At 64.3% G+C, this 25138-nt stretch carries 21 protein-coding genes, 1 other RNA gene and 1 pseudogene; 9 read left to right on the top strand and 14 right to left on the bottom strand.

The window, feature by feature from the left end:
- Positions 1–100: 100 nt before the first annotated feature.
- From phaC to U5A67_RS21995, 3 genes are all read right to left on the bottom strand, one after another.
- A complete protein-coding gene (gene phaC, locus U5A67_RS22005; RefSeq protein ID WP_415767896.1) occupies positions 101–2098 on the bottom strand; it encodes a class I poly(R)-hydroxyalkanoic acid synthase in 1998 nt (665 codons plus the stop codon).
- A gap of 414 nt (positions 2099–2512) precedes the next feature.
- On the bottom strand, positions 2513–3373 hold the full coding sequence (gene pgeF, locus U5A67_RS22000) for a peptidoglycan editing factor PgeF (RefSeq protein ID WP_321815850.1): 861 nt from the start codon (positions 3371–3373) through the stop codon (positions 2513–2515).
- Positions 3370–4659, bottom strand: a complete 1290-nt coding sequence (locus U5A67_RS21995) for an RluA family pseudouridine synthase (RefSeq protein ID WP_321815849.1) — start codon at positions 4657–4659, stop codon at positions 3370–3372. The genes pgeF and U5A67_RS21995 overlap by 4 nt, the downstream gene beginning before the upstream one ends.
- Before the next feature lie 114 nt (positions 4660–4773).
- On the opposite strand from U5A67_RS21995, the gene U5A67_RS21990 reads away from it, so the two are divergent.
- Complete coding sequence (locus U5A67_RS21990; protein WP_241023522.1) at positions 4774–5598, top strand: outer membrane protein assembly factor BamD; 825 nt, start codon at positions 4774–4776, stop codon at positions 5596–5598.
- A gap of 169 nt (positions 5599–5767) precedes the next feature.
- Here U5A67_RS21990 and rlmD read toward each other — a convergent pair whose 3' ends face one another.
- Complete coding sequence (gene rlmD, locus U5A67_RS21985) at positions 5768–7183, bottom strand: 23S rRNA (uracil(1939)-C(5))-methyltransferase RlmD (RefSeq protein WP_205984000.1); 1416 nt, start codon at positions 7181–7183, stop codon at positions 5768–5770.
- Between the two features lie 329 nt (positions 7184–7512).
- On the opposite strand from rlmD, the gene U5A67_RS21980 reads away from it, so the two are divergent.
- The 3 genes from U5A67_RS21980 to U5A67_RS21970 all read left to right on the top strand — a co-directional run bounded on the left by U5A67_RS21980 (position 7513) and on the right by U5A67_RS21970 (position 9126).
- On the top strand, positions 7513–7719 hold the full coding sequence (locus tag U5A67_RS21980; protein ID WP_205983988.1) for a hypothetical protein: 207 nt from the start codon (positions 7513–7515) through the stop codon (positions 7717–7719).
- Positions 7720–7859: 140 nt separating this feature from the next.
- Positions 7860–8210, top strand: coding sequence for a hypothetical protein (locus U5A67_RS21975; protein ID WP_321815847.1), 351 nt, complete (start codon positions 7860–7862; stop codon positions 8208–8210).
- A 55-nt stretch (positions 8211–8265) separates the two neighbouring features.
- Positions 8266–9126 carry an endonuclease/exonuclease/phosphatase family protein gene (locus tag U5A67_RS21970; RefSeq protein ID WP_321815846.1) on the top strand — a complete coding sequence of 287 codons (861 nt, stop codon included), beginning with the start codon at positions 8266–8268 and terminating at the stop codon, positions 9124–9126.
- A gap of 32 nt (positions 9127–9158) precedes the next feature.
- Here the strand turns inward: U5A67_RS21970 and U5A67_RS21965 are convergent, their stop codons facing one another.
- The 5 genes from U5A67_RS21965 to surE are packed head-to-tail and all read right to left on the bottom strand — an operon-like array spanning position 9159 to position 13838.
- On the bottom strand, positions 9159–9944 hold the full coding sequence (locus tag U5A67_RS21965; protein WP_321815845.1) for a 3'-5' exonuclease: 786 nt from the start codon (positions 9942–9944) through the stop codon (positions 9159–9161).
- 32 nt (positions 9945–9976) lie between these two features.
- On the bottom strand, positions 9977–11065 hold the full coding sequence (rpoS, locus tag U5A67_RS21960; RefSeq protein ID WP_205983984.1) for an RNA polymerase sigma factor RpoS: 1089 nt from the start codon (positions 11063–11065) through the stop codon (positions 9977–9979).
- A gap of 12 nt (positions 11066–11077) precedes the next feature.
- Entirely contained in the window at positions 11078–11977 is a 900-nt protein-coding gene (locus tag U5A67_RS21955; protein WP_321815844.1) for a peptidoglycan DD-metalloendopeptidase family protein, read from the bottom strand.
- 5 nt (positions 11978–11982) lie between these two features.
- Positions 11983–13080 carry a protein-L-isoaspartate(D-aspartate) O-methyltransferase gene (locus U5A67_RS21950; protein WP_321815843.1) on the bottom strand — a complete coding sequence of 366 codons (1098 nt, stop codon included), beginning with the start codon at positions 13078–13080 and terminating at the stop codon, positions 11983–11985.
- Positions 13077–13838 (bottom strand): 5'/3'-nucleotidase SurE, encoded by a 762-nt coding sequence (surE, locus tag U5A67_RS21945; RefSeq protein WP_321815842.1) that lies wholly within the window; start codon positions 13836–13838, stop codon positions 13077–13079. Before surE ends, U5A67_RS21950 begins: the two co-directional genes overlap by 4 nt.
- A 224-nt stretch (positions 13839–14062) precedes the next feature.
- On the opposite strand from surE, the gene U5A67_RS21940 reads away from it, so the two are divergent.
- Positions 14063–15034, top strand: a complete 972-nt coding sequence (locus tag U5A67_RS21940) for an NADPH:quinone oxidoreductase family protein (RefSeq protein WP_205983978.1) — start codon at positions 14063–14065, stop codon at positions 15032–15034.
- 101 nt (positions 15035–15135) lie between these two features.
- On the opposite strand, the gene U5A67_RS21935 is transcribed toward U5A67_RS21940, so the two are convergent.
- The 5 genes from U5A67_RS21935 to ffs form a co-directional block, all read right to left on the bottom strand.
- Complete coding sequence (locus U5A67_RS21935; protein ID WP_321815841.1) at positions 15136–16404, bottom strand: CaiB/BaiF CoA-transferase family protein; 1269 nt, start codon at positions 16402–16404, stop codon at positions 15136–15138.
- A 53-nt stretch (positions 16405–16457) separates the two neighbouring features.
- Positions 16458–17054, bottom strand: a complete 597-nt coding sequence (gene recR, locus U5A67_RS21930; protein ID WP_205983975.1) for a recombination mediator RecR — start codon at positions 17052–17054, stop codon at positions 16458–16460.
- Between the two features lie 126 nt (positions 17055–17180).
- A complete protein-coding gene (locus tag U5A67_RS21925; protein WP_027818382.1) occupies positions 17181–17507 on the bottom strand; it encodes a YbaB/EbfC family nucleoid-associated protein in 327 nt (108 codons plus the stop codon).
- Positions 17508–17584: 77 nt separating this feature from the next.
- A complete protein-coding gene (locus U5A67_RS21920; RefSeq protein WP_321815840.1) occupies positions 17585–19981 on the bottom strand; it encodes a DNA polymerase III subunit gamma/tau in 2397 nt (798 codons plus the stop codon).
- A gap of 277 nt (positions 19982–20258) precedes the next feature.
- Positions 20259–20357, bottom strand: an RNA gene (ffs, locus tag U5A67_RS21915) — signal recognition particle sRNA small type.
- A gap of 473 nt (positions 20358–20830) precedes the next feature.
- Here ffs and trxA point away from each other — a divergent pair.
- From trxA to U5A67_RS21895, 4 genes and pseudogenes are all read left to right on the top strand, one after another.
- On the top strand, positions 20831–21157 hold the full coding sequence (gene trxA, locus U5A67_RS21910) for a thioredoxin TrxA (RefSeq protein WP_027818380.1): 327 nt from the start codon (positions 20831–20833) through the stop codon (positions 21155–21157).
- A 333-nt stretch (positions 21158–21490) separates the two neighbouring features.
- Positions 21491–22753 (top strand): transcription termination factor Rho, encoded by a 1263-nt coding sequence (rho, locus tag U5A67_RS21905; RefSeq protein ID WP_027818379.1) that lies wholly within the window; start codon positions 21491–21493, stop codon positions 22751–22753.
- 180 nt (positions 22754–22933) lie between these two features.
- Positions 22934–23410: pseudogene (locus U5A67_RS21900) on the top strand (MerR family transcriptional regulator); the annotation flags it as partial.
- A gap of 152 nt (positions 23411–23562) precedes the next feature.
- Positions 23563–25119 carry an MFS transporter gene (locus U5A67_RS21895; protein ID WP_321815838.1) on the top strand — a complete coding sequence of 519 codons (1557 nt, stop codon included), beginning with the start codon at positions 23563–23565 and terminating at the stop codon, positions 25117–25119.
- Positions 25120–25138 lie beyond the last annotated feature (19 nt).

Raw genomic sequence — 25138 nt, 5'->3', positions numbered from 1 at the left:
TGTTCCTCCGGGCTGCGCGAAGTCGCAAGAGATGCTTGCCCGTCAAGTTAAAAACCCAAACCTGTTGCTGCGCTTTTCACTTCGATGTGCGTAGCCGCCGTCACTCGCGCTGCTGCACGTAACGTCCCGGCGCAGGCTCGATTTCGGGGAATTCCGCCGAACCCGCCTGAGCGCGCGGCTTGACCTTCTTGCCACCGAACTGATCGAGCCATTCGGCCCACGTCGGCCACCAGCTGCCCGGCTTTTCCTCGGCGGCGTCGAACCAGTCGTCGGCTTCCTCGGGCAGATGTTTCGCTTCGGTATCGAAGGTCCAGTGGCTGCGCTTGTTCTTCGACGCCGGATTGATCACGCCGGCAATATGGCCCGACGCGCCCAGCACGAACTTCAGCGGCCCCGACAGCAGCGGCACCGACGCATACGCCGTGCGCCACGGCACGATATGGTCTTCACGCGAGCCGTAGATGAACGTCGGCACGTCGATACGCGAAAGATCGACTTCCTCGCCGCACACGGTCAGCGCGCCCGGCTCGCGCAGCTTGTTTTCCAGATACGTATTGCGCAGATACCACGCATACATCGGGCCCGGCAGGCTCGTCGAGTCGCTGTTCCAGTAGAGCAGATCGAACGCGGCGGGCGTGCGGCCCTTGAGGTAATTGTCGACGACGTAGTTCCAGACCAGATCGTTCGGACGCAGGAACGAGAAGGTGTTGGCGAACTCCATGCCACGCATCAGGCCCGGCGTGCCGCCATTCTTGCCGCCGATGGTCTGCTCGCGCATCTGCACGTGCGCCTCGTCGACGAACACGTCGAGCACGCCCGTATCGGAAAAATCGAGCATTGCCGTGAGCAGCGTCATCGATGCAACCGGGTGCTCGCCGCGCGCCGCCGCCACCGACAGCGCCGTGGCCAGCAGCGTACCGCCCACGCAGAAGCCGAGCGTATTGATCTGCTCGCGCCCGCTGATGCTGCGCGTGGTGTCGATCGCGCGCAGCACGCCGTCTTCGATGTAATCGTCCCAGGATTTGTCGGCAATCGACGCATCGCCGTTATGCCAGGAGACGAGGAACACCTGCTGGCCCTGCTCCAGCGCGTAAGCGACGAGCGAATTCTCGGGCTGCAGGTCGAGGATGTAGAACTTGTTGATGCAGGGCGGCACGATCAGCAGCGGACGCTCGCGCACGGTCGCCGTGCGCGGCTTGTACTGGATCAGCTGGAACAGTTCGTTCTCGAATACCACCGAGCCTTCGGTGGTCGCCAGATTGCGGCCCACGACGAAACGCGATTCGTCGGTTTGCGAGATCTTGCCGCGCGACATGTCGCCGAGCAGGTTCATCACGCCCTGGCGCAGGCTTTCGCCGTGGCTTTCGAGCAAGGCGCTCTGCGCGTCGGGGTTCAGCGCGAGGAAGTTGCTGGGCGAAGCCGCCGCCGTCCACTGCTGCACGGCGAAACGGATACGCTCGCGCGTTTTCGGATCGGTGTCGATGGCATCGACCATCTCGTGCAGATAGCGCGCGTTCAACAGATACCAGGCCGCCGTGAAGGCGTAGGCTGGCGTGGCTTTCCACGCATCCGAGCTGAAGCGGCGATCCTTGAGTTCGGGCGATTTGGGCTGCGCGGCCGACGCTTCGCGCAGCAGTTCCATGGCATCGCGCGAATATTCGGCTTGCAGATGCTGGAGCCGGCCCGGCTCGATGGAAGCGCTGGGCACCTTGAACGCGTCCATGCCGCCGCCGAGATGGGCGAAATTGCCGAGTTGACCGAGATTGCCGAACTGACCGAGCGCCGATTGCATCGCCGCCGGATTCATCGCGGCACCGAATGCAGCCTGCGCAGCCTGAACGGCTTCGGCAGGATTCGCCGCGCCGTTCATGGCCGGCATGCCAGGCCAGAACGCGCCCGGTTGCCCGGTTGCCTGGCCCCACTGCTGCGCGCCCGTTTGTTGCGCAGCATTCATGGCATTACGCCAGGCCTGCGTCCACGCATCGAGCATTTGCTGCATGCCGGCGGCGTCCGGCGTGAAATTCGGAATGAAAGACTGTGCACCGTCGGTTGAAGCGCCCGCACCTGGGGCTGTCGTAGAGCGTTGAGATGCCGTCATGCCTGCTTTTTACCGATGTGTCCCGAGGGACTGGTTGAGAGGCAGGTGGAACGCGCTTGGCGCGCCACTGCCTTGCGCCCGGTGCGTCCTGTCCCGTAGGTGAAAGGACATTCTTGCTCCCCACTGCAAAGCGTGTCAATGCTTGTGCCCGATTTTGCCGCACTGCGATATTTTTTTTATTATCGTTTTCCCGATGCGCGCTGACTCATGTCACAGAGGTGTGCGCAGGCAAGCGACGCACGGCGGAAAAACCGCCATGCGCGCAAGTGCTTGCAGTGCAATGAGGAGCGCGCCGAATCGATTCACGGCGCATGAGCGGCCGTACTTTGCAGCCCACGGTGCGGCGCAGCAAAAACACGGCGATCGGACGGCCTGGAGGCGTGTGCCCCGCAGCGAACAGCGTCCGCGAAACGCTCAGGGTTCGAGCCAGATGAGCGCAGCCAGGCGGCCGGTCACGGGTTCGCGGCGATACGAATAAAAGCGTTCGCGATCGGTATAGGTGCACATGCCGCCGCCGCTGATGCGGGTAACGCCCAGTTCGCCCAGACGCAGACGCGCGAGCGCACCGAGATCGGCGAGATATTTGCCGGCCGCTTCGGGGCGCGGCACGAAGGCGGCATCGGTTGCGGCGCGTTGTGCGCCACCGACAGCCGCCGCGTGAGTCATGAACGCGTCACGCACGTCTGTCCCCACTTCGAAAGCCGTCGGGCCGATGGCCGGTCCGAGATACGCGTGCAATTCGCTCGTGGCGCATCCCGCGAGCGCAGCAACGCGCTGCGCGGTCTTCTCGATCACGCCTGCGGCGAGACCACGCCAGCCCGCGTGCGCGGCACCGACCGCCCGGCCCGCGCCGTCGCAGATCAGCACCGGCATGCAGTCGGCGACCATCACCGTGCAGGCGATGCCGGGCTGATCGGTCACGCTCGCGTCGGCTTCGAGCGGCGTGCCCGTGCGCGCCGCTGCGAGCGCCTGCACGGCATCCACCACGATCGGGCCGTGGATCTGCTTGAGCCACGCGGCCGGCACGCCCGCGTAGTCCAGCAGACGCGCGCGATTGGCCTCGACATGGTCGAGATCGTCGCCCGACGAGCGGCCCAGATTCAGACCGCACGGCAACTCGCCGCCGCCCTCACCGTTCCCGGCGGCCTGCCAGCGGCCGAACGGGCCCACGCTCACACCGCCGTTGCGCGTCGTCACGATCGCGCGCACGCGCGGCGCAACGTCCCATTCGGGGTGCAGCAGATCGGCGGAAGTCAGTTGCGGGCAGGTCGTCATGCAGGCTTGTCCTCGTCGTCTTCGTGATCGCCGTCGTGCTCGTCCTGATCGTCGTCTTCGTCGTCGGCGTAATCGCCTTCATCGCTGCCGATCACGTAGCCTTCGTCGGTGTACGCGCTGTCGAACATCTCGTCGAAGGCGAAATCCTCCTCGTTCTCCTTGCCGAAACCGAGCGCCTCGATCAGCGCATCCATGTCGTCCGGCACTTCGGCGCGCCATTGCATCGGGCGGCCCGTGACCGGGTGGATCAGGCCAAGACGCCACGCATGCAGCGCCTGGCGCGCGAAATCTCCGGGCAGCGCCGCCACCGAGCGCTTGCCGCGCGCGTGTCCATAGACCGGGTCGCCCAGCAGCGGATGGCGGATATGCGCGCAATGCACGCGAATCTGGTGCGTGCGGCCGGTTTCGAGATCGCAGTGAATCGCGCTGATCGGCTGGTTGTGCCACATCGTCTTGTCGATACGGCGGTAATGCGTGCGCGCCGGTTTGCCCGACGCACCGCTCACCACGGCCATGCGCACGCGGTCGCGCGGATCGCGGCCGATCGGCGCGTCGATCGTGCCTTCGTCGGGCATATTGCCCCACACCAGCGCGAGATAGCGGCGCTTGACCGTGCGCGCCTGCAACTGGCGCACGAGATCGGTCTGCGCTTCGAGCGTACGTGCCACCACCATCAGGCCGGAAGTTTCCTTGTCGAGCCGGTGCACGATGCCCGCGCGCGGCAGGCCGGCGGCCGCTTCGCCGTAGCGGTGCAGCAGACCGTTGAGGATCGTGCCGCTCCAGTTGCCGGCGGCCGGATGCACGACCATTCCGGCGGGCTTGTTGATGACGAGGATCGCCTCGTCTTCGTAGATGATGTCGAGCGGCACCGGCTCGGGCGTGAACGCCAGCTGCTCGGGCAGCAGATCGGGCACGAGTTCGATCACGGCGCCCAGCGGCACCGGCTGGCGCACCTTGGCGGGCTTGCCGTCGACGTGCACGCGCTGCGCCTCGATCCAGCCTTGCAGGCGGTTACGAGAAAATTCGGGAAAGACCCTGGCGAGCACCTTGTCGAGACGCTCGCCGGCAAGCTCGTCGGGCACTTCGGCGCGGCGTGCTTCCTGGTCTTCGCGCGCGACACGGGTGCGCGGCGCACCGCCTGCGATGGGGACAAAGTCAGCGCCGGTAAGGTCGTCGTCAAGCGCCTCATTGGCTGCTGCGTCATCGGGCACATCGCCCAGGCTATAATCGCTGATGCTGTTTTGGGCGCCGGGAGCGCCGGCCCCCGGAATAACTGAACGGGTCATTGAGTCTGGGTCACCTGTGGACCTGAAGCTGGACTGGGATAAATGCGAGCCTTGAACACGATTACGAAACCGGCCCAATATGCAGTGGCCCGAACCGCAACGCGCGCAGCGCAAATGCACACGCTCGGCAAGATCGGCAACGTCATTCGCATTGCTACTTGCGGCGCGGCGCTCACGCTAGTGGCTGCCTGCCACGGCCTGCCGGAAAAGACCGACGAAACGGCAACGTGGAACAACAACAAATTATATACGGAGGCTCAGGACGCGCTCTCCGGTGGCGATTGGGGTAAGTGCGCGAAATACTTCGAACAGCTCGAAGGTCGCGACCCGTTCGGCCACTTCGCACAACAGGCGCAGATCAACGTCGCCTACTGCGACTGGAAGGACAACGAGAACGATGCCGCCGACCAGGCGATCAATCGCTTCATCCAGCTGCACCCGGATCACCCGGACATCGCCTACGCGTACTACCTCAAGGGCATGATCCACTTCAACGACGATCTGGGTCTGTTCGGCCGCTTCTCGGGCCAGGACATGAGCGAGCGCGATCCGAAGTCCCTGCGCGAGTCGTATGACGCGTTCAAGGTCGTGGTCGACAAGTCGCCGCAGAGCAAGTACGCGCCGGACGCCGCACAGCGTATGCGCTACATCGTCAATGCGCTGGCTTCGCACGAAGTGCACGCTGCCGATTACTACTATCGTCGCGGCGCCTACGTGGCGGCCATCAACCGCGCGCAGCTCGCGATCACCGAGTACAAGAGCGCTCCGGCGATCGAAGACGCGCTGCACATCATGATCCTGTCGTACCAGAAGCTGAACCAGCCGCAACTCGCCGACGACACCCGTCGCGTGCTGGCTGCGACCTTCCCGGACAGCCCGTACATCACGGGTCACGCACGCCCGGGCAAGGAAGAAAAGTCCTGGTGGCAGATCTGGTAATGCCGGATTGAGCGTCCAGCGGGCGCTCAATGCCGTCAAAAAGCGGTCAAAAACAAAACGCCACGGAATAATTTCCGTGGCGTTTTTTTATGTCGTCGTTACGGCGTATTTCAGGCTACCCGGCGCTGAAGCGTCGGGCAGTCGTGCCTGGGGGCGTCTCAGTTACGCCTCAGTCGCGTTCGAACAGCGCGATCGACTCGACGTGCGAGGTATGCGGGAACATGTTGACCACGCCCGCGCCCTTGAGGCGATAACCCGCTTCGTTGACCAGCACACCAGCGTCGCGCGCCAGCGTACCCGGGCTGCACGAGACATACACGATGCGCTTGGGCAGCGGACCATCGCCGCTCTTCGCGATTTCGGCCAGCGCCTGCGACACGGCGAACGCGCCTTCGCGCGGCGGGTCGATCAGGTACTTGTCGAAATGACCGAGCGCGCGGATATCGTCGGCGGTGACTTCGAACAGATTGCGGCAGGCGAACGACGTATGACCGTCCACGCCATTGGCGCGCGCGTTTTCGAGCGCCCGCGTCGTCAGCTGTTCGCTGCCCTCGATGCCCACCACTTCGCGCGACAGGCGCGCGAGCGGCAGCGTGAAGTTGCCGATGCCGCAGAACAGGTCGAGCACGCGATCGCCCGCTTCCGGCGCGAGCAGACGCAGCGCACGGCCCACGAGCACCCGGTTGATCTGGTGATTGACCTGGGTGAAGTCGGTCGGCTTGAACGGCATGCGGATGTCGAATTCCGGCAGCGTGTAGTCGAGCGGCTTGTCGAGCGGATAGAACGGGAACACCGAATCCGGCCCCTTGGGCTGCAGCCAGAACTGTACGTTGTGCTGATCCGCGAAGGCGCGCAGCAGATCTTCGTCCGCGGCGGTCAGCGGCTCGAGAATACGCAGCACCAGCGCCGTGACGCTCGAACCGACAGCCAGCTCGATCTGCGGCATGCGATCGCTGATCGACAGCGCGCCCACCAGCTCGCGCAGCGGCACCAGCATCGCCGACACATTGGGCGGCAGCACTTCGCAGCTCGTCATATCGGCCACATAGCTGCTCTTGCGCTCGTGGAAACCCACGAGCACGCCGCCCTTCTTCGGCACATTGCGCACGGTCAGGCGCGCGCGATAGCGATAGCCCCAGGACGGTCCGTGGATCGGCCGGAACATCGTTTCCGAACGTACCTTCGAGATATGCGAAAGATTGTCTTCGAGCACACGTTGCTTGACGGCGATCTGCGCACGCACGTCCAGATGCTGCATCGAGCAGCCGCCGCAGGTGCCGAAAAACTGGCATTGCGGCTTGGTGCGGATCGCGCTTTCGCGCAGCACGCTGACGACCTGGGCCTGCTCGAAGGTCGGCTTCTTGCGATAGCTCGAATAGGTGACGCGCTCGCCCGGCAGCGCGCCCTCGACGAAGATCACCTTGCCCGGTTCGCCCGTTTCGGTGACAGTACGGCCGACGCCGCGCGCCTCCATATCGAGCGATTCGATTTCGAGAATCGGGGCATGAGCAACCGATGCCTCGACAGCGGCGCGCTTTTCGGCGCGGCGCTCGCGCTTGCTGCGCTTTTTGGCGGGCGTGGGCAGGGCCGCAACGTTTTCGGCGCGGCCAGCATCGGCGCGGCCGGCTTCGGCACGGCCAATTTCGGCGCGCTCGGCGTCGGCTTGAGGGTCGGGGGCAGCTTGGGACACCAGCGGATTCCTGACAGACAGTGGGGGGTGGATTTTTTAAACGAAGGCGAGATTGTAGTCGATTCGGCGCACACTTCCCCGCGCGCACTTGCGCATGTTGCGAGAACGCCGATCGCCAACACGCTGTCGCGCTTTCGGAAGATTCCGATCTACATCGACGCCGTCCGACAGTACGATGTGTTTCGCGACGTGCCCAGTTCGGCCGCCGCCAGGAACCCGACATCATGGACACGCTTTTTTCCACTACCGGCTTTGTGATCGCCCTCGGCGCGCTGTGCGTCGCCGTGGTCTTTCTTGCGCCGCTTCTCGAAGCGCTACCGCGCGACCGCGCCGCCCGGCGCCAGTCGTATATCGTCGCTGCCGCACTGATCGGCAGCCCGATATTGATGATCGGACTTCTTTACCTCGTTGTACGGCTGGTGTTCGACTGAACCCAACCGCACATCCCGCGCTTGATTTACGACGCTTTAACGTTTCGGAATCCCTGGTAGTGGTTTTGGGAACCGTCCGATTGGCATCGTCCAGCCGCTCGCGTACAGGTAAGCCCTTCATCACGAATCCGGGAAACAGCATGAACAAAGTCGTTAGCGCCGCGCTCCTGTCGGCGGCCCTGGGCCTGAGCGCCTGTATGTCTTCGCCCACGCCGGCGCCCGAAGTCTCCATGGCCCGCGTGACGCGCGGCATGGCGCAGAACGACGTCATTGCCCGCATTGGGCCGCCGGACCGCGTGCGTGGCGCCAATGGCAACGAGTGCTACCAGTATGCGCTCGGCAAATACGGCGATGTGCTTTTCGCGGTCTACTTCCGCAATCAGGCCGTCGCCGCCGCCGAACGTGGCACCTGCAATCTCGAAGTCACGCGCGGCTCCGACAGCCGCGGCATAACCTATAGTGCATCGGACTACGCGACGACGCGCCGATAAGCCGATCCCACCTTCCGGCCGTCCGCCGCGCGCTACCTGTTTGCGACGGACCGCCATGAAACTCGTTAGCTGGAATGTTCAGTGGGGCCGCGATGCGAACGGCATCGTGGATCTCGCGCGCACCGTGCGCGAAGCGCAGCGTCTCGCCGATTTCGACGTGCTGTGCCTGCAGGAAATCACGCGGGGCTTTCATTCGCTGCCGGGCGGCCCGGGTGACAACCAGTTCGCCGAACTGTCCGCCCTGCTGCCGGGTTTCACGGTCATCGAAGCAATCGGCACAGATTTGCCGGCCGCAAGCGATGGCAAGCGCAGCGCGCGCCGCCAGTTCGGCAATGCGCTCGCCACGCGCCTGCCGGTCGCGCAAGTGTTCCGTCATCTGCTGCCCTGGCCGGCCGATCCGTCTGCTCCGTCGATGCAGCGCGTCGCGCTCGAAGCGGTGCTCGATGTGCCGGGCGGCGCACTGCGCGTACTCGTCACGCATCTGGAGTTTTATTCGGAGCGCCAGCGGCTCGCGCAGGTGGACGAACTGCGGCGTCTCCAGCAGGAAGCCGCCGCTCACGCAGCGCAACCCGCGCCCGCCGAAAACGATGCGGGTCCCTTCGCGCGCACCGCGCGGCCGGTCAGTGCGATTGTCTGCGGGGATTTCAACAGCGCCTGGGGCAGCGCCGCCTATGCGCGCATGCTCGATCCGCTCGCGGGCAGCCCGGCCTTTATCGACGCCTGGACGACGCTGCAGCCCGGCGCGACGCCGCCACCCACGGCGGGCATCTACGACACGCTCCAATGGTCTGACGGGCCGCTAAGCTGCGACTTTGTGTTCGTCACCGAAGACCTGCGCGGCCGGCTCGCGCGCTGCGAAATCGACGTCATGACGCAGGTTTCGGATCATCAGCCGATCGTGCTCGAACTCGGCTAACCGCCACACGCAGACACAACCCGAAAACGCGCTTATTCCGCGTCGGCGAACGCCTTCAGATATTCGGCCCAGTGCGGCGCCGATTCGCCCGCGAGCGTCTGCTTCACGAAGGTGATCTCGTCGTCATATTCGCGCTCGGTGAAACCGCCGCGCATCTTCTGGAAGCGGCAATAGAGCAGATACGTGTTGACCACGTCGGTTTCGCAGTAGTTGCGGATTTCCTCGATCTGGCCCTGCTGGAACTGCGTCCACACCTGGCCGCCGTCCATGCCGAGCTTGCCCGGAAAACCGCACAGCTTCGCGAGCGCATCGAGCGGCGCGCTCGCGCGCGGCTGGTACATCGCCAGCAGGTCCATCAGATCGGTGTGACGCGAGTGATAGCGGCTGATGTAGTTATTCCACTTGAACTCGCGGTCTTCCTCGCCCAGATCCCAGTAACGCACCGCGCGGATGCCGTGCACGAGCGCGCGATAGTGCAGCACCGGCAGATCGAAACCGCCGCCGTTCCACGACACGAGCTGCGGCGTGTACTTTTCGATGGTGCGATAGAACGAGTCGATCAGCTTCGCCTCGCCGTCCTCGGGCGTGCCGAGCGAGCGCACGCGAAAGCCCTGCCCGTCGCGAAACACGCAGGAAATCGCGGCGACGCGTTGCAGATGATGCGGCAGGAAATCGCTGCCGGTTTTCTCGCGGCGCGCGGCGAATGCGTGTTCGGCCACTTCGGCGTCGCTCAGCGTGGCGGGCAGATCTTCGAGACGGCGAATGCCGTCGACATCGGGAATGGTCTCGATGTCGAATACGAGTACAGGTACGGTCATTCAGATAAACGCCGGCGTCACCGGCGTATGGATTAGAGAACGGCGTCCTTGCGCACGCCGTTCGAGGCGAAAAAGCGCTTGAGGCGCACCAGCGCTTCCTGCTGGATCTGCCGCACGCGCTCGCGGGTGAGGCCCATTTCGTCGGCCAGTTCTTCGAGCGTGGCCGGTTCGATATGGTTCAGGCCAAAGCGCCGTTCGATGACATGACGATGCTTGTCCGACAGACGCCCGAGCCACGCGCGCGTGAGCGTTTCCAGCTCGCGATGCTGCACCTCGGCGTCCGGCGACTGGCTTTGATCGTCCGACAACAGGTCGAGCAGGCTGCTCGCCGGGTCGAGATCGAGCGGCGCGTCGAGCGAGGCCGTATGCTCGTTGAGCGCGAGGATGTCGGTGACTTCCTCGGTGGTCTTGCCCGTGAGATAGGCGATATCGTCGATGCTCGCGTCGCGGCGCTCGGAAGCCGCATTGGCGTTCAGCGAATTCTTTTCCAGATGGCGTTTGGCGCGCAGCACCTGGTTGAGTTCGCGGATCACGTGCACCGGCAGGCGCACCGTGCGCGCCTGGTTCATGATCGCGCGTTCGATACTCTGACGTATCCACCAGGTCGCGTAAGTCGAAAAACGGAAGCCGCGCGTAGGATCGAACTTCTCGATCGCGTGCATCAGGCCGAGATTGCCTTCCTCGATCAGATCGAGCAGTGGCACGCCGCGATTCAGATAACCCTTGGCGATCGACACGACGAGACGCAAATTGCGCTCGATCATGACCTGACGCGCCTCGAACTCGCCGGCTTTGGCCAGACGCGAATAGCGCTGCTCTTCCTCGACGGTGAGCAGCGGCTTGACGCTGATCCGGTTCAGATAATGCTGGATGGTGTCGGCCGTGAGTTCGGCCTGCAGGATGGCGCGGAAGTCGTCCGCGTCGGACGGCGCTTCGGCAGCGGCTTCGCCTTCGCGCTCGCCACCCTCTTCCGATCCGCCGTCGCGGTCCTCGCGGTCGTCCTGATCGCGCGCGCCGTCGAGCTCTTCCTCCTCGACGGGCGCAGCGCCGTCCTCCACCGAAACCTGGGCGGCTTGACTGTCAGACTCGGATTGCTGCAGGCGGCGCTTCGATTTCGGCATGGTCGGCTCGCTTTATTGCGGCGGCAAGTACTTCAGTGGGTCGACGGGCTTGCCCTGACGGCGTACTTCGAAATGCAGCATCACGCGGTCCGAGTCAGTATTGCCCATTTCGGCGATTTTCTGGCCCTTGGTGACCGCATCTCCCTCTTTTACCATCAAAGCACGGTTATGTGCGTACGCGGTCAAAAACGTCGCGTCATGCTTGATGATAATGAGATTGCCGTAACCGCGCAGCCCATTTCCGGCATAAACCACACGGCCGTCGCCGGCGGCCTTCACGGCCTCGCCCGGCGCACCGCCGATATTGACGCCCTTGTTCTTCGTGTCGTCGAAGCCATTGAGCATCGGACCGCGTACCGGCCACGCCAACGCAATGCTGCCGGCGGGCGCAGCGCTCATGTCGCTGCCGCTCGCTTGCGGCGGCACGGCGGCCTGCGGCATGGAACCCGCGTTCACACCCGAACCGATCATCGGCGGCATGGCCGCGCCAGGCTGCGCGCCCGACGACGCCATGCCCGGCACCGGCGCGGTGACGACGCCCGGCGTGTAGGCAGCGGCGTTGCTCGCGCCCGGCGGCACGACGCGCAGCAGCTGATCCACTTCGATCTGGTTCGGATTGGCGAGGTTGTTCCACGTCGCAATATCGCGATAGTTCTGACCGTTTTCGAGCGCAATCCTATAGAGAGTATCGCCCGGCTTCACCCGGTAATATCCCGGAGGCGGCGGGCCGAGCGGCACCGGCGGCTGTCCGCCGGCCGTGCCGAGCGCCGAGGTGCGGTCCACCACGGGCGCGTTATCCAGACGCGTCGCGCAGGCCGTCAGCAGACAGAGCGCGATAACCGAAGCACTACGTTGGGCTGTGGTCAGGTCGATATTCAGGCGTTTTCTTTGCATCGCGCGCAACATACTCATCGGTTTCAGATCACTCCGGATTTTAAGGGGACAAAGAAAACGCGATCAAGCCGCGACTCCCGCCACTGCGCAGGGCCCGTACGCTCGACGAGCGTGAGCACCTGGGTCGCTTCATCCTGCTCCGCGACCGGCGCCACGAGCCGCCCGCCGATGGCGAGTTGCTCAAGCAGCGCCTGCGGCACTTCGAAGCCGGCAGCAGCAATCACGATTGCGTCGAACGGCGCCGCCGACGGCATACCGAGCCGTCCGTCGCCGTAATGCAAGCGGATGTTCGGGATGCGCAGCGGCCGCAGGTTCGTCTTTGCGCGCTCGTATAACGGCTTGATGCGTTCAATCGAATACACATCGCGTGCAATCTGGCTCAGCACCGCGGCCTGATAGCCGCAGCCCGTACCGATCTCTAGCACGCGTTCCAGTTCGCGGCCCGCGCCCGCGAGTTCCAGCATGCGGGCGACCACCGAAGGCTTTGAAATCGTCTGGTGGTGGCCGATGGGCAACGCCGCATCTTCGTAGGCCTGGGCCGCGAGGCCGGGGTCGACGAACATGTGGCGCGGCACGTTCGCCAGCGCCTGCAGCACGCGCGGATCGGTCACGCCGTTCGCACGCAGGCGTTCGACCATACGTTCGCGAACCCGTTCCGAAGTCAGCGCCAGCGCACCATTGAGCGCCACGCCCGGCGCGCCCGCGCGCGGCGCGGCGGCGGCGCGCGTTTGCGCGTTCCGGTTGCTGACCGGATTGATCGATGCGGCAGGCGAAAACGTTTGGGCGGCGCGGCCGGAAAGATCGGCGCGCGGTGCTGCGGACTTGCGCGCAGGCGACGCCGCCGTATGCGGCATGCCAGGCGCCTTCGCAGCCTTGACGACGCCGGCCGTGCCCGGCACACCCGCAACGGACGAACGCGCGCCAGGCGACTGAGCATTTGCCGTGCCCTTCAGCGCGGTCTTCAAGGCCGGTTTTGCCATCGGCTTCGAAGCTGGCTTGACTACCGGCTTGCCCGACGGCGTACCGCGCGGTTCGCCGGGACGCACATCGTCGCGACGACGCGGCTCGCGCACGAGGTCCGCGAGGCCGAGTGGAAAACGCCTGGTGCGCTCGCCCGTCATGAATCGCCGCCGCCTTGACGCACCCATTCGTGCGTCGCCGGCAACATCTGCGTATGCGTGAGGTCGAGTTGCAGCGGCGTGATCGACACCTGGCCGTTCGACACCGCATGGAAGTCCGTGCCCTCGCTCGCGTCGCGCGCGCTGCCCGAGGGGCCGATCCAGTAAATCGGTTCGCCGCGCGGATTGGTCTGGCGGATCACCGGCTGCGAAGGATGGCGCTTGCCGAGGCGCGTGACGCGCCACTCGCCCATCTCCTCGTAAGGCAGGTTCGGAATATTGACGTTCAGCAACGGGTTGCCCGGCAGCGGATTGGCGAGGTAATGCGCGACGATATCGGCGGCGACGCGCGCGGCCGAATCGAGGTGCACCCAGTCCTTGTCGACCAGCGAAAACGCGATGGCCGGCACGCCGAACATGATGCCTTCAGTCGCAGCCGCGACGGTACCCGAATACAGCGTGTCCTCGCCCATGTTCTGGCCGTTGTTGATACCGGACACGACCAGATCGGGCCGATGGTCGAGCATGCCCGTGAGCGCGATATGCACCGAATCCGTGGGCGTGCCGTTGACGTAGTAGAAGCCGGTGCTCGTCGAGCGCAGCACCGAAAGCGGCCGCGAAAGCGTGAGCGAGTTCGAAGCGGCGCTGCAGTTCTGCTCGGGCGCCATGACCGTGATCTCGCCAAGCGGCTTGAGCGCTTCGTAAAGAGCCGCAATGCCGGGCGCGAGATAGCCGTCGTCGTTGCTGAGTAGTATTCGCATCAGCCGATTGTAACCGAGGAAAGAAGGCAGACGAACGACAGGGAGAGCGCCTCTGCACTAGTGCTGGCGGCGCATTTTACGACAGCGCAAGCGGCTTGTTCCTACACGCATAAAGACAACGCGCCGATGAAAATAAACGCACGATCGTTCGCATAACGGCAGATTGCCGTACACTGTGCCGTTCAAGCCGAATCCACGACCGACGTAAAACGACAGGAGACACGATGCGCGCAATTCGCTGCAACCAGTTCGGGCCGCCCGACACGCTCACGCTCGAAGATCTGCCCGACCTCGTGCCCGGCCCCGGCCAGGTGGTGATCGACGTGAAGGCGGCCGCCGTGAATTTCCCGGACGTCCTTATCATCGAGAACAAGTATCAGATGAAGCCGCAGTTGCCCTTCACGCCGGGCGCCGAAGTCGCGGGCATCGTGCGCGCCGTGGGCGAAGGCGTGAAGTTCGCGCCGGGCACGCGCGTCGTGGCTTATGTGGGCAACGGCGGCTATGCCGAACAGGCGATTGCGGATGCGGCGGCGTGCGTGCCGCTGCCCGATTCCGCCGATTTCGCAACGGCCGCCGCCTTCACGCTCGCCTACGGCACCTCGCATCACGCCGTGGTGGATCGCGCGCAACTCAAGGCCGGCGAAACCATGCTCGTGCTCGGCGCGGCGGGTGGCGTAGGCCTCGCGGCGGTGGAAATCGGCAAGGTGCTGGGCGCGCGCGTGATCGCCGCCGCGTCCAGCGAAGAAAAGCTCGACGTGTGCCGCCGCTTCGGCGCGGACGCCACCATCAACTACAGCACCGAAGACCTGCGCGAAAGCATCAAGGCGCTCACCGACGGCAAGGGCCCCGATGTGATCTACGATCCGGTCGGCGGCATCTATGCGGAACCGGCGTTTCGCAGCATCGGCTGGCGCGGCCGTTATCTCGTGGTCGGCTTCGCCAATGGCGAGATTCCGAAACTGCCGCTCAATCTCGCGCTGCTCAAGGGCGCGAGTCTCGTCGGCGTGTTCTGGGGCGATTACGCGCGCCGCGAACCGCAGAACAATGCGGCGGCGTTCGCGCAGATGGTGGGCTGGATCGGCGAAGGCAAGCTCAAGCCGTATGTCTCGAAGCGCTACACACTCGCCGAATCGGCGCAGGCGCTCAAGGATATGGCCTCGCGCAAGGTGACGGGCAAGATCATCATCGAGCCCTGAACGACGCGGCGCGAAATGGTCACGCGCAATGAAAAAGGCTCGCAGGGTTTTCCGTGCGAGCCTTTTTGCCTTGTTTGCAGCGCGTGCCGCCAAACGATCGCCTAGACGATCTGTTGCGCGCGCAACTGTGCGATGCGATCGGCGTCATAGCCCAGCGATTGCAGGACTTCGTCGGTATGTTCGCCCAGTTCCGGGCCGAGCCAGCGCGTATCACCAGGCGTTGCCGAAAGCTTGGGCGTGACGCCGGGCAGCGCGATATCGATACCCTGCTCTCCCGATTCGCCCGGCTTCTGCCAGCGAAACTGCTGGATCATCTGACGCGCGGCAAATTGCGGATCGGTGAACATATCGGCGACGCTATAGATGCGCCCGGCGGGCACATCGGCCGCGTTGAGCACCTCGAGCGCTTCGTCGATCGTGCGCGTGGAGAGCCACGCGGCAATCGCGCCATCGATTTCCGCGGTGCGCGGCACGCGGCCGTCGTTGTGCGCGAGCGCCGGATCGTTCGCCAGATCGGCGCGATCGATGGCCGTCATCAGGCGCTTGAAAATAGGATCGCTATTGCCGCCGATCACGATGCTGCCGTCGCGGCACGGATACGTATTCGACGGCACGATGCCCGGCAGCGACGCGCCGGTGCGCTCGCGCACCATGCCGTACACGCCGTACTCCGGCACCACGCTCTCCATCATGTTGAACACGGCTTCATAGAGCGCGACATCGACAATCTGGCCGCTGCCGCCGTTCATGTTCCGATGATGCAGCGCCATCATCGCGCCGATCACGCCATGGAGCGCCGCGATCGAATCGCCGATCGAAATGCCGATGCGCGGCGGCGGCAGTTCGGGATAGCCGGTGATATGACGCAGGCCGCCCATCGACTCGGCAATCGCGCCGAAACCCGGACGGTCGCGATACGGCCCGCTCTGCCCATAGCCCGACAGGCGCACCATCACGAGGCCGGGGTTGTCCTTCGAAAGCACGTCATACCCGAGCCCGAGCTTTTCGAGCAGACCGGGCCGGAAGTTTTCGATGACGATATCGGCTTCCTTCGCCAGACGCCGCACGATCTCCTTGCCCTCTTCGGCCTTGAGATTCACCGTCACCGATTTTTTATTGCGCGCCTGCACGGCCCACCACAGCGACGTGCCGCCCGCTTCGGGCCAGAGCTTGCGCCATTTGCGCAGCGGATCGCCGCCCCGCGGATCTTCGATCTTGATGACTTCGGCGCCAAACTCGCCGAGAAAGCGCGCCGCGAACGGCCCCGCGATCAGCGTGCCGAGTTCGAGCACCTTCACGCCCGCAAGCGGACCCGTGCCGGCGGCTTTCGCGCCGCTCGCGGCGGATGGCTGGGAAGGATCTGCGCTCATGGGTCTCCTGTCGTGTTTTTTGTGTCTTGTTCGTCGTGCGCGCTACATGCGCGTTACATCGAACGCCGGTCGAGCATCGCGCGCGCGATGGTGCCCGCATCGACATATTCGAGTTCGCCGCCCACTGGCACGCCGCGCGCGAGACGCGTCACCGCGAGGCCGCGCGCCTTGAGCGCCTGGCCAAGATAGTGCGCCGTGGCTTCGCCTTCGTTCGTGAAGTTGGTTGCAAGCACAACTTCCTTGACGACGCCGTCCGAGGCGCGCTTGACGAGGCGATCGAAATGAATTTCTTTGGGGCCGATACCGTCGAGCGGACTCAGGTGCCCCATCAGCACGAAATACAGGCCGCGCCATGTCATGGTCTGTTCGAGCATGATCTGGTCGGCGGGCGTCTCGACCACGCAGAGCAGCGTGGGATCGCGCTCTTCATCGAGACATGTTTCGCAGACCTGAGCTTCGGTGAAGGTGTTGCACTTCTCGCAATGCTTCAGGTGGTCGGTGGCGAACAGCAGCGCCTTGCCGAGTTTTTCGGCACCGTCGCGGTCGTGCTGCATCAGGTGATAAGCCATGCGCTGCGCCGACTTCGGCCCGACGCCGGGCAGTACGCGCAGCGCCTCGACGAGCGCCGCCAGGGCGGAAGGTTGTTTCATGCGGATTCAGCCTGGTGAAACGGAAATGCGGGCACAGCGGGCAGGCAAAGACCCTGCGCGCGGCGATCTCGCGGACCGCCGCGCGCAAGACGCCGCTCAGCCTTCGGGCCGTGCGGCGCGCGTGCCTTAGAACGGCATCTTGAAGCCCGGCGGGATCGGCAGGCCGGCGGTCATGCCGCTCATCTTTTCCTGCGACGTAGCTTCGGCCTTGCGCACCGCGTCGTTGAACGCAGCGGCGACGAGGTCTTCGAGCATGTCCTTGTCGTCGGCGAGCAGGCTCGGATCGATCGACACGCGGCGCACGTCGTTACGGCAGGTCATCGTGACCTTGACGAGGCCGGCGCCAGCCTGACCTTCGACTTCGATCTGCGCGAGCTGCTCCTGCGCCTTCTTCATGTTTTCCTGCATCTGCTGGGCTTGCTTCATCAGCCCGGCGAGTTGACCTTTCAACATTTCATCGCTCCTTCTGGATCATGGTGATTCAGGTGTGTCACTCGCGCGCACGGCACCGGAGCGCCGCGCGGCGCAATTCAATGGGCGGCCTGACTGCCGCCCTGCGCGGCTTCGGACGCGATCGGCCGGATCGAACCGGGGACGATGCTCGCACCGAAGTCGCGAATCAGTTGCTGCACGAACGGATCGGTGCCGATGTCGCGTTCGGCGTCACGCTGACGCTCGGCACGCATCGCGGCGTCGAGCGCAGCGGCCGTGCGGCGTGCCGGACCGACCGTCACGTCGAGTTCGACCGTCTTGCCGAGACTTTCAGCGAGCGCCGCCTTGAGCTTCGCGACCTGCGAAGCTTCGGCGTACTGCGGCACCGGCACGCTCAGCTTGAGCACGCCGCTATCGAGCGCGGTTAGTTCGCTGTTGAAGGCGAGCTGGTACGCAATGCCCGTGAGCGGCAGCGTTGCGGCGAGCGCGGGCCAGTCGCCCGTGAAGCCGATCGCGTCGAGCGGAATGCCCGGTGGCAGCTTGCTCACATCGACCACGTTCGCGGACGATGCAGCGGGCGCAGCCGCGCGCGGTGCGTTGCCGTAGGACGGCGCGAAACCGTCGTCGGGCGCCGAGAAATAAGCGTCATCGGCGCCGAGCGGCACGTAGTCGTCCGGCGGGATGTCATCCCACGGCGGCGCGCCCGATGCGTCCTGCGAAGCGCTCGCCTGACGCGCGGGCTGGCGCGCCTGCGCTTCCTGCGCGGCAGCGGCGCGGCGCGCGGGATCGGGCGTCGGCACTTTCACTTCCATGCGCGGCGCGGCGGATTTCGGCGTGGCCGTCGCGGCAGGCGCAACGGCTGTACCGCGTGCGCCGCGCTCCGGCGAAACGCGCATGCCCTTGTTGCGCAGGACGTCGAGCGCCGCACTCGCACCGCCACCCGCACGGCCCGCAGGCGCGGCGGCTTCGAAAGCGGGTTCGGCGGGTACTTCCGGTTCGGCTTGCGCGACGGGAGCGACCGGAGCCACTGGCGCGGCAGGTGCCGCAACCGGTGCGGCAACCGCCGGCGCGGGAGCCGCTGCTTCGATGTTTGCTTCGCTCGCGGCAGGCGCAGCGGTGTCATCCTCCCAAGGCGGGACGATGCGAGCCGCCGACGCGGGCGCCGCAACGGCTTCCGGCGCTGCCGGTTTCTCCGCAACCACTGCGGGCGCCGGAGCCACTTCGACTTCGGCCGCCTGCGCCTGCGGCGCTTCAACGCGGGGAGCCGCCACCGGCGCAACCGCCTTCGGCGGCATCGCGCGCTCGACCGGCGCCGCACTGACCGCCGACGCTGCCGCAGCCGCAGCCGCACGCGCGCCACCGACCGCAGCCGGCTTCGACGCAGGCGCACTACCCGCACCACCCGCGCTAACGGACGGCTCGAACGCCAGCATGCGCAGCAGCGTCATCGTGAAGCCCGCGTATTCGTCGGGCGCGAGACCCAGTTCGCTGCGACCAAGCGTAGCGATCTGATAGAAAAGCTGGACCTGTTCCGGGCTCAATACATCGGCGAAACGGCGCAGATCGTCGGCTTCCGGCCATTCGTCCAGCACCGACGCCGGCGCGAACTGCGCCCACGCGATGCGATGGAACAGGCTCGCGAGATCCTGCAGCGCGGTCGAGAACGACAGACTGCGCAGCGCCATTTCATCGGCGATGGCCAGCACCTGCGCACCGTCGCCTGCGACCAGCGCGTCGATCAGGCGAATCAGATAGCTCTGATCCAGCGCGCCGAGCATGCCGCGCACGGCCTCTTCCGTCACCTGATTCGCGGAATACGCGATGGCCTGGTCGGTCAGCGAGAGCGCGTCGCGCATCGAGCCGTCAGCGGCGCGCGCGAGCAGGCGCAGCGCCTGCGATTCGAACTCGACCTTTTCTTCGCCCAGAATATGCGTCAGATGCTCGACGATATTGCCGGCCGGCATCTGCTTCAGATTGAACTGCAGGCAGCGCGACAGCACCGTGACCGGGATCTTCTGCGGATCGGTGGTCGCGAGAATGAATTTGACGTGCGGCGGCGGTTCTTCCAGCGTCTTCAGCATCGCGTTGAAGGCGTGGTTCGTGAGCATGTGCACTTCGTCGATCATATAGACCTTGAAGCGCGCATCCACCGGCGCGTAGACGGCGCGCTCGAGCAGCGCGGCCATTTCGTCCACGCCGCGATTACTCGCCGCGTCCATTTCGACGTAATCGACAAAACGGCCTTCGTCGATTTCCCGGCACGCGCGGCACACGCCGCACGGCTGGGAGGTCACGCCGGTCTCGCAGTTGAGCGCCTTGGCGAAGATGCGCGAGAGCGTCGTCTTGCCCACGCCGCGCGTGCCCGTGAAGAGATACGCGTGATGGAGACGGCCGCCGTCGAGCGCGTGCGTGAGCGCGCGCACCACGTGCTCCTGTCCGACGAGCGAAGCGAAATCCTTCGGTCGCCACTTGCGTGCGAGAACTTGATAGGTCATCTGGAAATTGTATCAGCAACACCCGCGCGCTCCGATGAATCGACGAGCGGCAAGCGCCGTGCGCTCGGGCATACGGGGCGGACGACGCGGCACACAGCAGGCGCCGCGCGGCAACGCGAATCCGGCGTGAAGGCGCAACGGAAAAACCGCGCATACGCACCGGCCTGGCGCGTGAAAGTCGCGCGTAAATTCACAGCGCCAACACGGCAATTCACTTTGGGATGTTGCTGGAGAACACCAGCGAAGAACAACAAGCGTAAAGCGGAAGAAAGTTGAAGGTGACGAGCCCGACCCTCGGCACTGGCGGAAAACGGCTGTGGCTGCTTCGTTCCCGACCTGACCAGGTTGACCGCCCCACCATGCGAGGAGGCCCGTCACGTCGCATTCTAACACTGGATGCCCCCTCTTGAGAATGCCGCACTGCAAAACTCTTCGAATTTGCGTGGAATTGCCTCGTCGGGCCGAGGCTGGACGCCCCTTGCAAACGCGCGCACGGCCTCCATATCGACATCAGAAAATGCATGCGGACACATGGAGTCGCGCATGTGAAGCGCAAGCAAGGCACGAAATTCGCGCACGATCGGCAAGGCATTCGCAACACGATGGCAAAGTCGGCGCGCACGAATTCCGCGTGAATTAGCGGGTAACCCTGCTCCCGGCATGCGTACTATCACCGTCGGCAACGCATAGGGATTTAGGCTAAACTGGCGGCGACCGCAGTCAGGAGAGTCCTGGCGAGTGGGTCCGGTCCCGCCCGGCTTTGTCTGGGCATCCCCGGAACTATTTTGAGTTTTGGTGTATCGTGGCGAGCAATTCAATCAGCCTCGATCCGAAAGAGGTATTTAGACAATGAGCGAACAAATCAAGCACATCAGCGACGCATCGTTCGAACAGGACGTCGTTAAATCCGATAAGCCCGTGCTGCTGGACTTCTGGGCCGAATGGTGCGGCCCCTGCAAGATGATCGCGCCGATTCTCGACGAAGTCGCGAAGGACTACGGCGATCGCCTGCAAGTCGCAAAGATCAACGTTGACGAGCATCAGTCGACGCCCGTCAAGTTTGGCGTGCGCGGCATCCCGACGCTGATTCTCTTCAAGAACGGCGCCGTCGCGGCGCAAAAGGTTGGCGCACTCTCGAAGTCGCAGCTGACCGCGTTCCTGGACAGCCACCTGTAAAAAGGCGCGCCCTGCGCGTGAACCGTGCCCGGCCGGGCGACGATGTCCCCGGCTGCATCCGATTCAAATAACGAATACAGGATGCGCGCAAGCGCGGCACACACGCTGCAATCAAAGGGCTTTATAACGGGCGTGCATGTTGTCCACCGACAACATGCACCCGTAAAACATGCTGAAACATGCGGTTACGCGCCACTGGCGGTTTCTGGCGTGTGCTATGCTAGAATTCATAAAGCGTCTACCCGGCGCCCTTATATAAGTCCTTGAGCGGTTCCGCTCGCTTCTTTTCCCCCTGACTTCTTTTCGTCGCTCCCTTCCCGACGGGTTCTCCGTATGCATCTTTCCGAGCTCAAGTCTCTGCACGTGTCCGAATTGATCGAGATGGCCAATGGCCTCGAGATCGAAAATGCGAACCGCCTGCGCAAGCAGGAACTCATGTTCGCGATTCTCAAAAAGCGCGCCAAGACGGGCGAAACGATCTTCGGTGACGGCACGCTCGAAGTGCTCCCGGACGGCTTCGGCTTCCTGCGCTCGCCGGAAACCTCGTATCTCGCCAGCACGGACGATATCTATATCAGCCCGTCGCAGATCCGCCGCTTCAATCTGCACACCGGCGACACGATCGAAGGTGAAGTGCGCACGCCGAAGGACGGCGAACGCTATTTCGCGCTCGTCAAGGTGGACAAGGTCAACGGCCAGCCGCCCGAGGCCTCGAAGCACAAGATCATGTTCGAGAATCTCACGCCGCTGCACCCGAACAAGGTGCTGCTGCTCGAGCGTGAGATGCGCGGCGAAGAAAACGTCACGGGCCGCATCATCGACATGATCGCGCCTATCGGCAAGGGTCAGCGCGGCCTGCTGGTCGCATCGCCCAAGTCCGGCAAGACGGTGATGCTTCAGCACATCGCGCACGCCATCAAGCAGAACCACCCCGACGTGGTCCTGTTCGTGCTGCTGATCGACGAGCGTCCTGAAGAAGTGACCGAAATGCAGCGTTCGGTGGCGGGCGAAGTGATCGCCTCCACGTTCGACGAACCGGCTGCGCGTCACGTTCAGGTCGCCGAAATGGTGATCGAAAAGGCCAAGCGTCTGGTCGAAATGAAGCACGACGTCGTGATTCTGCTCGACTCGATCACGCGTCTCGCGCGCGCCTACAACACGGTCGTGCCGGCTTCGGGCAAGGTGCTGACCGGCGGTGTGGACGCCAACGCGCTGCAACGTCCGAAGCGCTTCTTCGGTGCGGCACGTAACATCGAAGAAGGCGGCTCGCTCACCATCATCGGTACGGCGCTGATCGAAACCGGCAGCCGCATGGACGACGTGATCTACGAAGAGTTCAAGGGCACCGGCAATATGGAAGTGCACCTCGAGCGCCGTCTCGCGGAAAAGCGCGTCTATCCGTCGATCAACCTGAACAAGTCGGGTACGCGTCGCGAAGAACTGCTGATCAAGCCGGACATCCTCCAGAAGATCTGGGTGCTGCGCAAGTTCATCCACGACATGGACGAAGTCGAAGCCATGGAATTCCTGCTCGACAAGATTCGCCAGACGAAGAACAACTCCGAGTTCTTCGACATGATGCGTCGCGGCGGCTAAGCTCCGCTTGCTGCATCGATGGTTCGCAAACGCCCGCTCCAAGCGGGCGTTTTGTTTTTCCGCCCTGCGTTGCCACCTTGTTCCATGACAAGACCGCGCGCCCCAACCTGAACGTGAACGTTCACGTTGCACTATAATCGCACGGTTCTTTTTTGCGCCGCTTGAAGCGGTCATCCGTCGATGTCCAGGGATTCCACCGCGCTGCTGACCGTGCGCGACGCCGCCGAACGGCTCGGCGTCACGCCGCGCACGCTCAAGTATTACGAGGAACGCGGCCTCGTGACGCCCGCGCGCAGCGAGGGTCGTTACCGCCTTTACGACGAACAGGACCTCGAACAATTCGGCCGCATTTTGCGGCTACGTGCGCTGGGTTTTTCGCTGCACGGCATCACCGAAATGCTCAAGCGGCCGCTCGAAACCGTAGGCGATGGAAGACGGCGTTATTCGCTGGAATCGCTGCAACAGATTGCCGATGCGCTCGAACAGCAGATCGGCACGCTCGACGCACGCATTACGGATGTGCGTCGCGAACTGAAGGAAGCGCAGACCGTGCGCGCCGAACTGGCCAACGATCTCGATTACGTGAAGCGTCGCCTGGCGGGCGAGCCGTCGGAAACGCTGATCGACGAACGCCTCGCCTTGACACGTCGGCGCAAGGAAGCCGCGCAGGCGCACGACGCCCTCGCCCACGCGAACGACAGCCGCACCGCCACCCCCAACGCCCGCAGCGGCAATCACGCGCGCAGCAAAACCGGCGCGCCGCGCAAGGCGCGCAAAAGCGCGGACGGTGACGACGGAGGCGACGCCGCATGAGCACCGCCCCCATCCGCGAGCCGTTCTTCAGTGCCGCCCGCCTGCGCGGAGACTTCTTCCCCTGGGTGCTCGCGCTTGCGACCGGCCTCGACTATTACGACAACGCGATCTTTTCCTTTTTCACGAGCTATATCGCAGGCGGCATCAACGCTTCGCCCGATGAACTCGTCTGGTCCTCCAGCGCCTACGCCGTGGGCGCGGTGCTCGGCATCCTGCAACAGCAATGGTGGGTCGAGCGCATCGGTTACCGGCGCTATGTGGCGGGCAGTCTGCTGTTGTATTCGGCGGGCGCAATTGCCGCGGCACTGTGCGAATCGTCGATCGAACTGGCTTTCGCGCGCGGCTTCCAGGGCTACTGCATCGGCCCGATGATGGGCACCTGCCGCATCCTCATCCAGATTTCCTTCACGCCGCAGCAGCGTCCCGTGGCGACGCGCGCGTTCCTGATCCTGATCGTGCTGTCGAGCGCGCTGGCGCCGCTCGCGGGCGGGCTGCTGGTTTCGCATATCGACTGGCGCGCGCTGTTTGCGTTTTCCGCGCCTGCGGGCGTGATCTACGCCGTGCTCGCCCTGCTCGCGCTGCCCGATACCGGCCACGTGCTACCCGAAGCGCGCGGCGGCACGCATTTCTGGCCCTACATCATCTTCGCGTTCGCGCAGGCCGCGCTGCAGATCGCCATGCAGCAGGTGCGCTTCGAACTCTTCAGCACCTCGCCTGGCAGCATCCTGCTGACACTCGCGGGCATGGCCGCGCTCGCGTGGTTCGTCTGGCATCAATGGCATCACCCGAAACCGCTGATGCGCCTGCATGCGCTGCGCGAAAAACCGTTTCGCGTCGGGCTGCTGCTCTACATGCTGTATTACTACCTGACCACGGTGCTCAGCTATCTGGTCTCGCGCTTTCTCGAAGGCGGGTTGAATTATCCGGTCGAGAATGCCGGACGCCTGACCGGCATCACCTCGCTGATTTCGGCCAGCGCGCTCTTTCTTTATTTCCGCTATGCGAAGTTCGTCACGCACAAAAAATGGATCATCGTGCCGGGCTTCGTGCTGGCCGCGTTCATCTCGTTCTGGATGACGCGCCTCACGCCCGACACCAGCGAAAACTGGCTCCTCTTTCCGCTGCTGCTGCGCGGCCTGCTGCTGCTTTTCATCGTGCTGCCCGTGGCGAATCTGACGTTCCGCATCTTCGCGATCGAAGAATTCACGCACGGTTACCGCCTGAAAAATGTCGTGCGTCAATTGACGATGTCGTTCGCCACCGCCACGGTTATCATCATCGAGCAGCACCGCATGGCGCTGCACCAGACCCGGCTCGCGGAATTCGTGAATCCGCTCAATCCGGTCTTCCAGAACACGTTCGCGACGCTCACGCATGCCTTCGAAGCGCTTGGCCGCGCGCCGGGCGAGGCACAAGGACTCGCCATTGCGCAGGTCAGCCGCATGGTGACGCAGCAGGCCAGTTTCCTGAGTTCGCTGGACGGGTTTTATTTCCTGATTGGCGTGGCCGTCGTGGGCGGAATCTACGCTGCGTGCCAGAAGCAGATCGACTGACTCGCCCGACGACCCACGC

The organism is Paraburkholderia sp. J69-1 (genome assembly GCF_905220255.1).
Classification (GTDB): Bacteria; Pseudomonadota; Gammaproteobacteria; order Burkholderiales; family Burkholderiaceae; genus Paraburkholderia.
This window is presented reverse-complemented; position numbering and strand designations above follow the sequence as displayed.